The sequence below is a fragment of the Streptomyces flavofungini genome, from assembly GCF_041028215.1.
In the GTDB taxonomy this organism is placed as follows: Bacteria; Actinomycetota; Actinomycetes; order Streptomycetales; family Streptomycetaceae; genus Streptomyces; species Streptomyces flavofungini_B.
This window is the reverse complement of the sequence record NZ_JASKYR010000334.1, coordinates 1-8,273: the sequence shown is the minus strand read 5'-3', so window position 1 is coordinate 8,273 and position 8,273 is coordinate 1. Positions and strand designations below refer to the sequence as shown.

6 protein-coding genes and 1 pseudogene are annotated in these 8,273 nt (G+C 71.7%); 6 read left to right on the top strand and 1 reads right to left on the bottom strand.

Annotated elements, in window-relative coordinates:
- The 4 genes from AB8Z36_RS22460 to AB8Z36_RS22445 all read left to right on the top strand — a co-directional run.
- On the top strand, positions 1-3,581 hold a 3,581-nt coding region (locus AB8Z36_RS22460), incomplete at its 5' end, for a multifunctional oxoglutarate decarboxylase/oxoglutarate dehydrogenase thiamine pyrophosphate-binding subunit/dihydrolipoyllysine-residue succinyltransferase subunit (protein WP_440581970.1).
- 121 nt (positions 3,582-3,702) lie between these two features.
- The gene (locus AB8Z36_RS22455; RefSeq protein WP_014048295.1) at positions 3,703-3,882 is read left to right on the top strand and encodes a DUF6104 family protein; all 180 of its coding nucleotides are present in this window, start codon (positions 3,703-3,705) and stop codon (positions 3,880-3,882) included.
- Positions 3,883-3,976: 94 nt separating this feature from the next.
- Complete coding sequence (locus AB8Z36_RS22450; protein WP_369215155.1) at positions 3,977-4,858, top strand: DUF4097 family beta strand repeat-containing protein; 882 nt, start codon at positions 3,977-3,979, stop codon at positions 4,856-4,858.
- Between the two features lies 1 nt (position 4,859).
- Positions 4,860-6,182 (top strand): helix-turn-helix transcriptional regulator, encoded by a 1,323-nt coding sequence (locus AB8Z36_RS22445; RefSeq protein WP_369215154.1) that lies wholly within the window; start codon positions 4,860-4,862, stop codon positions 6,180-6,182.
- Between the two features lie 38 nt (positions 6,183-6,220).
- Here AB8Z36_RS22445 and AB8Z36_RS22440 read toward each other — a convergent pair.
- Positions 6,221-6,601, bottom strand: a pseudogene (locus tag AB8Z36_RS22440) (DUF3048 domain-containing protein); the annotation flags it as partial.
- 293 nt (positions 6,602-6,894) lie between these two features.
- Between AB8Z36_RS22440 and AB8Z36_RS22435 the strand changes: the two are divergent.
- Positions 6,895-7,419, top strand: coding sequence for a YceI family protein (locus AB8Z36_RS22435; protein ID WP_369215156.1), 525 nt, complete (start codon positions 6,895-6,897; stop codon positions 7,417-7,419).
- Positions 7,420-7,496: 77 nt separating this feature from the next.
- Positions 7,497-8,273: PTS sugar transporter subunit IIA (locus AB8Z36_RS22430; RefSeq protein ID WP_369215153.1), on the top strand; the 777-nt coding region annotated here is incomplete at its 3' end.

Sequence of the window (8,273 nt, the reverse complement as noted above, 5' to 3'; positions counted from 1 at the left end):
GTTCGGGCGCGCCGGGAGCGCCCGAACCGGGGGCCGAGGGGCCGCCGTTGGACCGGCCGCCGCCGGGCCCGCCGCTCTCGCGCGCGGGCTTGCGGGGTGCGAACCAGTCGCTCGTCTTCTCCTCGGCCGGGGCCGCCGCGCCGGCCCCCGCGGCCAAGCCCGCCGCCGCGAAGCCCGCCGCCAAGGCGGAGCCCGCGAAGGAGGCGCCCGCCGGGCCGGAGTACGTGACGCTGCGCGGCCCGAGCGCCGCCGTCGCGAAGAACATGAACGCCTCGATCGAGGTCCCGACGGCCACGTCGGTCCGCGCGGTCCCGGTGAAGCTGCTCTTCGACAACCGCATCGTCATCAACAACCACCTCAAGCGCGCCCGTGGCGGGAAGATCTCCTTCACCCACCTCATCGGGTACGCGATGGTGCAGGCCATCAAGGCCATGCCGTCGATGAACTACTCCTTCACGGAGAAGGACGGCAAGCCCACCCTGGTCAAGCCGGAGCACGTGAACTTCGGCCTCGCCATCGACCTGGTCAAGCCCAACGGCGACCGCCAGCTCGTCGTCGCGGGCATCAAGAAGGCCGAGACGCTGAACTTCTTCGAGTTCTGGCAGGCCTACGAGGACATCGTCCGCCGCGCCCGTGACGGCAAGCTGGGCATGGACGACTTCACCGGTGTGACGGTCTCCCTGACCAACCCCGGCGGCCTCGGCACCGTCCACTCGGTGCCGCGTCTGATGCCCGGCCAGTCGGTCATCATGGGCGTCGGCTCCATGGACTACCCCGCGGAGTTCCAGGGCACCTCCCAGGACACCCTGAACAAGCTCGGCATCTCCAAGGTCATGACGCTCACGTCGACCTACGACCACCGGGTCATCCAGGGCGCCGCCTCCGGCGAGTTCCTGCGGATCGTCGCGAACCTCCTCCTCGGCGAGCAGGACTTCTACGACGAGATCTTCAAGGCGCTGCGCATCCCCTACGAGCCGGTCCGCTGGCTCAAGGACATCGACGCCTCGCACGACGACGACGTCACCAAGGCCGCCCGCGTCTTCGAGCTGATCCACTCCTACCGCGTCCGCGGCCACGTCATGGCCGACACGGACCCGCTGGAGTACAAGCAGCGCAAGCACCCCGACCTGGACATCACCGAGCACGGCCTCACCCTGTGGGACCTGGAGCGGGAGTTCGCGGTCGGCGGCTTCGCCGGCAAGTCGATGATGAAGCTGCGCGACGTCCTCGGCGTGCTGCGCGACTCGTACTGCCGCACCACCGGCGTCGAGTTCATGCACATCCAGGACCCCAAGCAGCGCAAGTGGCTCCAGGACCGCATCGAGCGCACCCACGCCACCAAGCCCGAGCGCGAGGAGCAGCTGCGCATCCTGCGCAGGCTGAACTCCGCGGAGGCCTTCGAGACCTTCCTCCAGACGAAGTACGTCGGGCAGAAGCGCTTCTCCCTGGAGGGCGGCGAGTCCGTCATCCCGCTGCTCGACGCGGTCATCGACTCCGCCGCCGAGTCGCGCCTGGACGAGGTCGTCATCGGCATGGCCCACCGCGGCCGCCTGAACGTCCTCGCCAACATCGTCGGCAAGTCCTACGCCCAGATCTTCCGCGAGTTCGAGGGCAACATGGACCCCAAGTCCATGCACGGCTCCGGCGACGTGAAGTACCACCTGGGCGCCGAGGGCACCTTCACCGGCCTGGACGGCGAGCAGATCAAGGTCTCGCTCGCCGCGAACCCGTCCCACCTGGAGACGGTCGACCCGGTCATCGAGGGCATCACCCGCGCCAAGCAGGACATCATCAACAAGGGCGGCACCGACTTCACGGTCCTGCCCGTCGCCCTGCACGGCGACGCGGCCTTCGCGGGCCAGGGTGTGGTCGCCGAGACGCTGAACATGTCGCAGCTGCGCGGCTACCGCACCGGCGGCACGGTCCACATCGTCATCAACAACCAGGTCGGCTTCACCGCTGCCCCGGAGTCCTCGCGCTCCTCGATGTACGCCACGGACGTGGCCCGCATGATCGAGGCGCCGATCTTCCACGTGAACGGCGACGACCCCGAGGCCGTCGTCCGCGTTGCCCGTCTGGCCTTCGAGTTCCGCCAGGCGTTCAACAAGGACGTCGTCATCGACCTCATCTGCTACCGCCGCCGCGGTCACAACGAGTCGGACAACCCGGCCTTCACCCAGCCGCTGATGTACGACCTGATCGACAAGAAGCGCTCGGTGCGCAAGCTATACACCGAGTCCCTCATCGGTCGCGGCGACATCACCCTGGAAGAGGCCGAGCAGGCGCTCCAGGACTTCCAGGGCCAGCTGGAGAAGGTCTTCACGGAGGTCCGCGAGGCCACCTCGCAGCCGACCGAGTCCGAGGTCCCGGCCCCGGAGGCCGAGTTCCCGGTCAAGGTCGACACCGCGATCTCCCAGGAGATCGTGAAGCGGATCGCCGAGTCCCAGGTCAACATCCCCGACCGGGTCACCGTCCACCCGCGCCTGCTGCCGCAGCTCCAGCGCCGGGCGGCGATGGTCGAGGACGGCACGATCGACTGGGGCATGGGCGAGACCCTCGCCATCGGTTCGCTGCTCCTTGAGGGCACCCCGGTCCGCCTGTCGGGCCAGGACTCGCGCCGCGGCACCTTCGGCCAGCGCCACGCGGTGCTCATCGACCGCGAGACGGGCGAGGACTTCACGCCCCTCCTGTACCTCTCCGAGGACCAGGCGCGCTACAACGTCTACGACTCGCTGCTCTCGGAGTACGCGGTGATGGGCTTCGAGTACGGCTACTCGCTGGCCCGCCCCGAGGCTCTGGTGATGTGGGAGGCGCAGTTCGGCGACTTCGTCAACGGCGCGCAGACGGTGGTGGACGAGTACATCTCGGCCGCCGAGCAGAAGTGGAACCAGCACTCCGGCGTCACGCTGCTCCTGCCGCACGGCTACGAGGGCCAGGGCCCGGACCACTCGTCCGCCCGTATCGAGCGCTTCCTCCAGCTCTGCGCGCAGAACAACATGACGGTCGCGATGCCCACCCTCCCGTCGAACTACTTCCACCTCCTGCGGTGGCAGGTGCACAACCCGCACCACAAGCCGCTGGTCGTCTTCACCCCGAAGTCGATGCTGCGCCTCAAGGCCGCCGCGTCGAAGACGGAGGAGTTCACCAGCGGTGGCTTCCGCCCGGTGATCGGCGACGCGACGGTCGACCCGAACGCGGTGCGCAAGGTGGTGTTCTGCGCGGGCAAGCTCTACTACGACCTGGAGGCGGAGCGCACCAAGCGCGGCGCCACGGACACGGCCCTCATCCGCATCGAGCGCCTGTACCCGCTGCCGGGTGCCGAGCTCCAGGCGGAGATCGCCAAGTTCCCGAACGCCGAGAAGTACCTGTGGGCGCAGGAGGAGCCGGCGAACCAGGGCGCGTGGCCCTTCATCGCCCTCAACCTCATCGACCACCTGGACCTGGCGGTCGGCGCGGACATCCCGCACGGCGAGCGCCTGCGCCGCATCTCGCGGCCGCACGGCTCGTCCCCGGCGGTCGGCTCGAAGAAGCGCCACGAGCAGGAGCAGGAGCAGCTCCTGAACGAGGTCTTCGAGGCCTAGTCCCGACGGTTCGGCCCGCTGGGCCCGGCCCCCGAGTGCACGTCACCCGGGGGCCGGGCCCTTCGGTTTTCCGCCGGATAATCTGAGCGGGAACATTCATCGCACTTCGACGGAGAACGCCTTGTACTTCACCGACCGTGGCATCGAGGAACTGGAGAAGCGGCGCGGCGAGGAGGAGGTCACCTTCGAGTGGCTCGCCGAGCAGCTGCGCACCTTCGTGGACCTCAACCCGGACTTCGAGGTCCCCGTCGAGCGCCTGGCGACCTGGCTGGCACGGCTCGACGACGACGAGGACGAGTAGCACCTGCTCCTTGACTTACGCGACCCGCGATATATCGTGAATAGCAGAAGACGCGATATGGCGCGTCGAGGTCCGCCGTCAAGGAGGTCAGGCCATGCCTGAGTGGTCCGTCGCCGAGCCCCGGCAGCTCACGTTCGACGCCCCGGTGACCGCACTCCGCATCCGCGTCATCAACGGCACGGTGAACGTGGTGGGCACGGGCGAGGACACCGCACGCCTGGAGGTGTCCGAGATCGAGGGCCCTCCCCTGACGGTGAGCCGGCGGGACGGCGTGCTCACCGTCGCCTATGACGACCTCCAGTGGAAGGGCTTCCTCAAGCGCTTCGACTTCAAGGGGTGGCGGCGCAGCGCGGCGGTCACCCTCGCCGTGCCCGCCGGGGCGAGCGTCGAGGTGGGGGCGGTCGGCGCGACCACCATGGTCTCCGGCATCGAGGGGCGCACGGAGGTCAGGGGCGTCACCGGCGCCACCGCTCTGGTGGGCCTCTCCGGCCCGGTCCACGCCGAGACGGTCTCGGGGAGCATCGAGACACAAGGGGTCACCGGCGAGCTGCGGTGCCTGTCCGTCTCGGGCGATCTGACCGTCGCCGAGGCGGCGGGGTCCTCCGTGCGGGCCGACTCGGTGAGCGGCTCGGTGATCGTGGACCTGGCCCCGGCGAGCGCCGCGCCCAAGGTGGCCCTGACCAATGTGACCGGCGAAATCGCGGTCAGGCTGCCGCACCCGGCGGACGCGGAGGTGGAGGTGGGCACCACGAGCGGCGCGGTGTCGAACGCCTTCGAGGACCTGCGGGTGAGCGGCCAGTGGGGCGCCAAGCGCGTCACGGGACGGCTCGGCACCGGCAGCGGACGCCTCAGGGCGACCACGGTCTCCGGCTCGGTCGCGCTCCTGCGCAGGCCCCCCATGGACCACGATCCGTACGACGAAGCTCCGCTGGACCCCGCCGCGGCCGACGGCCCGACCGACAAGAAGGTGCTCTGAGATGCCTCCCGTCTTCGCCCACGGCCGCCTGCGCCTGTACCTGCTCAAGCTGCTCGACGAGGCCCCGCGCCATGGTTACGAAGTGATCCGCCTCCTGGAAGAGCGCTTCCACGGGCTGTACGCACCCTCGGCCGGCACCGTCTACCCCCGCCTCGCGAAGCTGGAGGCCGAGGGCCTGGTCCGGCACACCACGGAGGGCGGCAGGAAGGTGTACGCCATCACCGACGCGGGCCGCGCCGAGCTGGCCGCCCGCAGCGGCGAGCTGGCCGACCTGGAGCTGGAGATCCGCGAGTCGGTCGCCGAGCTGGCGGCGGAGATCCGGGACGGCGTCCAGGGCGTGGCGGGCGAGCTGCGCCGTGAGATGCGGGCCGCCGCCAAGGAGGCACGCGCGGGAAGCGGCGCGGGGACGGGGAGCGGCACCGGCAAGGCGTTCCCTGACCCCGCCGACTTCATCGACGCCGCGTGGGGCGACAAGGAGGGCTGGCGCCAGGCCAAGGAGGAGTTCAAGCGCGCCAAGCAGGAGTGGAAGGAGCAGGCGCGGCGGGCCAAGGACGAGAGCCGCCGGGCCCGTGACGAGGCGCAGCGGGCGCGCCGCGAGGCCAAGGAGGCCCAGGACCGGGCGCGGACCCTGGCCCAGGAGGAGGTCCAGCGCATCGCCCGGCGCATCCGCGAGCAGGTCGAGGGCCACTCCGCACGCGGCGACTGGCCGACGGGCGTCGAGGAGGGGCTGACGAAGCTGGCCAAGGAGTTCGGCCAGTTCGGCATGGATCTCGGCAAGGAGTTCGGCGTCTGGCCCGGCACGCGCGCGTCGGACTCGCGCGCCGAGCAGGAGGACACGTCCGCCACCGCCGCTGGGACCGGGACCGTGGGCGGGACCGGGACGGAGGCGAGGGCGGAGACCGGGACGGAGACCCCCGCCGGACCCGGAACCGAGTCCGGGCTTGGAACCGAGTCCGGGGCTGAGACCGACTCCGGGGCTGAGACCAGGGCCGGGGCTGAGACCAGGGCCGGGGCCGGAGCTGAGACCAGGGCCGGAGCTGACGCCAGGGCCGGAGCTGACGCCAGGGCCGAGGCCGGGGCCGCCTTGAGCACGGCCCCCGACGCCGTCCCCGTCGGCTTCGTGCCCGACTGGGCCGCGGAGGACTCGACCGGCTCGACCGGCGACCCCGCGCGCGACCTTGAGCGGCTCCTCGACCGCTTCCGGGACGACATCCGCGACGCGGCCCGGGACCACGGCGTGACGGAGGGCCAGCTCAAGGACGCCCGCCGCCACTTGAGCAGCGCGGCGGCACACATCGGAGCGGCGCTGCGCACGCCCGAGTAGGCGAGCGCGGGGCGGCCGAACTGGCGCAGCAGCTCGATGTCGGACTCGCGCGCGCTGCGCACCGGGCCGATGGCCGGGGGCAGGCTGCTGGAGTAGACGCCCATCAGGCGGCTCATGCCGCCCTCGACCTTCTCCACGTAGACGATGTCCGCCCGGTCGAGGCCGGTGTGCGGGCGGGCCGCGCGCGCGTTGTCGAACTTCACCGCGAGCACCGGCCCCTGACGTGCCGTCAGGCCGGTGAACGGCGAGAGGGTGCGCGCCCGCCCGTCCCCGGGCGCCGGGACACTCGCGTACGAAGGGGCGTCCACGGCGTGCGCGGGACCCGGGATGCCCAGGGTGAGTGCCACCGCGGCGGCCAGGGCGAGCGCCCTCGCGCCGATCGGGGCGCGGCGTCCGCGCCGGACTGCTGTTGCTGCCATTGAGCTGTCTCCGTTCTTGGCGGCACCGGTGCCGGGCGGGGCCCGGCGGGCGCCTGTGGTGGCCGCACGGCGGCAGGCGCAGTCCTTCCTCCCCGGCCCGTCGGCCAATCGCCGCTGCGGCCATCCGACCGGCGCGACATCACCCTTTGTGGGGCACGTCCCGCGTGGCTGCGCGGGTGGGGCGGTGACATTTGTACCGGCGGGAAGGCGACATCCCGCCCTGTCGTCCGGCCTCGTCCCCGCCCCATGCTGGGTATCCGGGCACCAGCGGTACGTCGGGAGGCGTGGCAGCCATGCAGCGAGCGGAGACACGGCGGCAGGACCCGCCGAAGAGCGGTACGTACACCATCGACACGCAGGCCTCCACGGTGCGGTTCCGCACCCGGTCGGTCTTCGGGCTCTTCCCGGTGCACGGCACGTTCGGCCTGGCGCGCGGCAGCGTCGTGGTGGCCGAGCCCGCCGAGGCGTCGGCCGTGGAGGCCACCCTCCACGCGGACGCCTTCGACTCGGGGCTGCGCCGCAGGGACGAGCACGTGAGGTCGGCGGACTACCTCGACGCGGCCCGGCATCCGGAGATCCTCTTCAGGAGTACGGGGCTGCGGCGCCACGGTCGGGGGGCCGTGCTGAACGGGCGGCTGACGGTGCGCGGGGTGACCAGGGCCGTCGACGTCGAGGTCCGGGAGATCGCCGCCGAGGGGCGACGGCTGACCGCACGCGGCACGGCCGTCGTCGACCGCTACGACTTCGGCCTGACCAAGGCCAAGGGCATGACGGGCCGTCGGCTGGTGATCGAGCTGGAGATCAGCGCGTCCCGCTGAGCGGAGGCCGCCGCGCCGCGCCACGGTTCCGGGGACCCGCCCTGCGCGACCCGGACCGGTCGGCGAGAATCATGTGCGTGGCAGCGCTGAACGAGATCCTCCCCGTGGAAGCCGTCCTCCTCGACGCCCCCGCGGCCGACTGGCGCGCGGCGGTGCGGCGGGCCGGTGACCTGATGGTCGCGACCGGCGCCGCCACGGACGCGTACACCGCCGAGATGATCGAGAACGTGGAGGAGAACGGGCCGTACATCGTCATCGCGCCCGGTCTCGCCCTCGCGCACGCGCGGCCCTCGCCCGCCGTCCTCGGCACCGGCATGTCCTGGGTGCGGCTCGCCGGTCCCGTGGAGTTCGGGCACGAGGCCAACGACCCCGTCGGGCTGGTCGTCGGTCTCGCCGCGCGGGACGCCTCCGAGCACACCGCGGCGATGGGCGCCCTGGCCAGGCTGCTCGCCGACCCCGACACGGCCCGCGCCCTGCGGGAGGCACCCACCCCGCGGGCCGTGCACGCGCTCCTCGGTGGCGGCGCCGAGCCCGGACAGCGGCGGCGGGAGGCGGCCCGCGGCGGCCACGGGCCGCACAAGATCCTCACGGTGTGCGGCAACGGGGTCGGCACCAGCCTGTTCCTCAAACAGACCCTCGAAGGCGTCCTGGACCGCTGGGGCTGGAGCCGGTACGTCACCGTCGAGGCGACGGACACCATCTCGGCCAAGGGCAAGGCCGACGAGGCCGTCGCCATCCTCACCTCGCGGGAGATCGCGCGCACCCTCGGCGACGTGGGCATCCCGGTGAAGGTCGTCGAGGACTTCACCAGCGCGGCCGAGGCCGACCGCGTGCTGCGCGACACCTACGACGTC

Excerpts from the sequence above, each read along its gene's own strand:
- AB8Z36_RS22450 (WP_369215155.1), top strand. The coding sequence starts at position 3,977 with ATGCCTGAGTGGTCCGTCGCCGAGCCCCGGCAGCTCACGTTCGACGCC.
- AB8Z36_RS22445 (WP_369215154.1), top strand. The coding sequence starts at position 4,860 with ATGCCTCCCGTCTTCGCCCACGGCCGCCTGCGCCTGTACCTGCTCAAG.
- AB8Z36_RS22435 (WP_369215156.1), top strand. The coding sequence starts at position 6,895 with ATGCAGCGAGCGGAGACACGGCGGCAGGACCCGCCGAAGAGCGGTACG.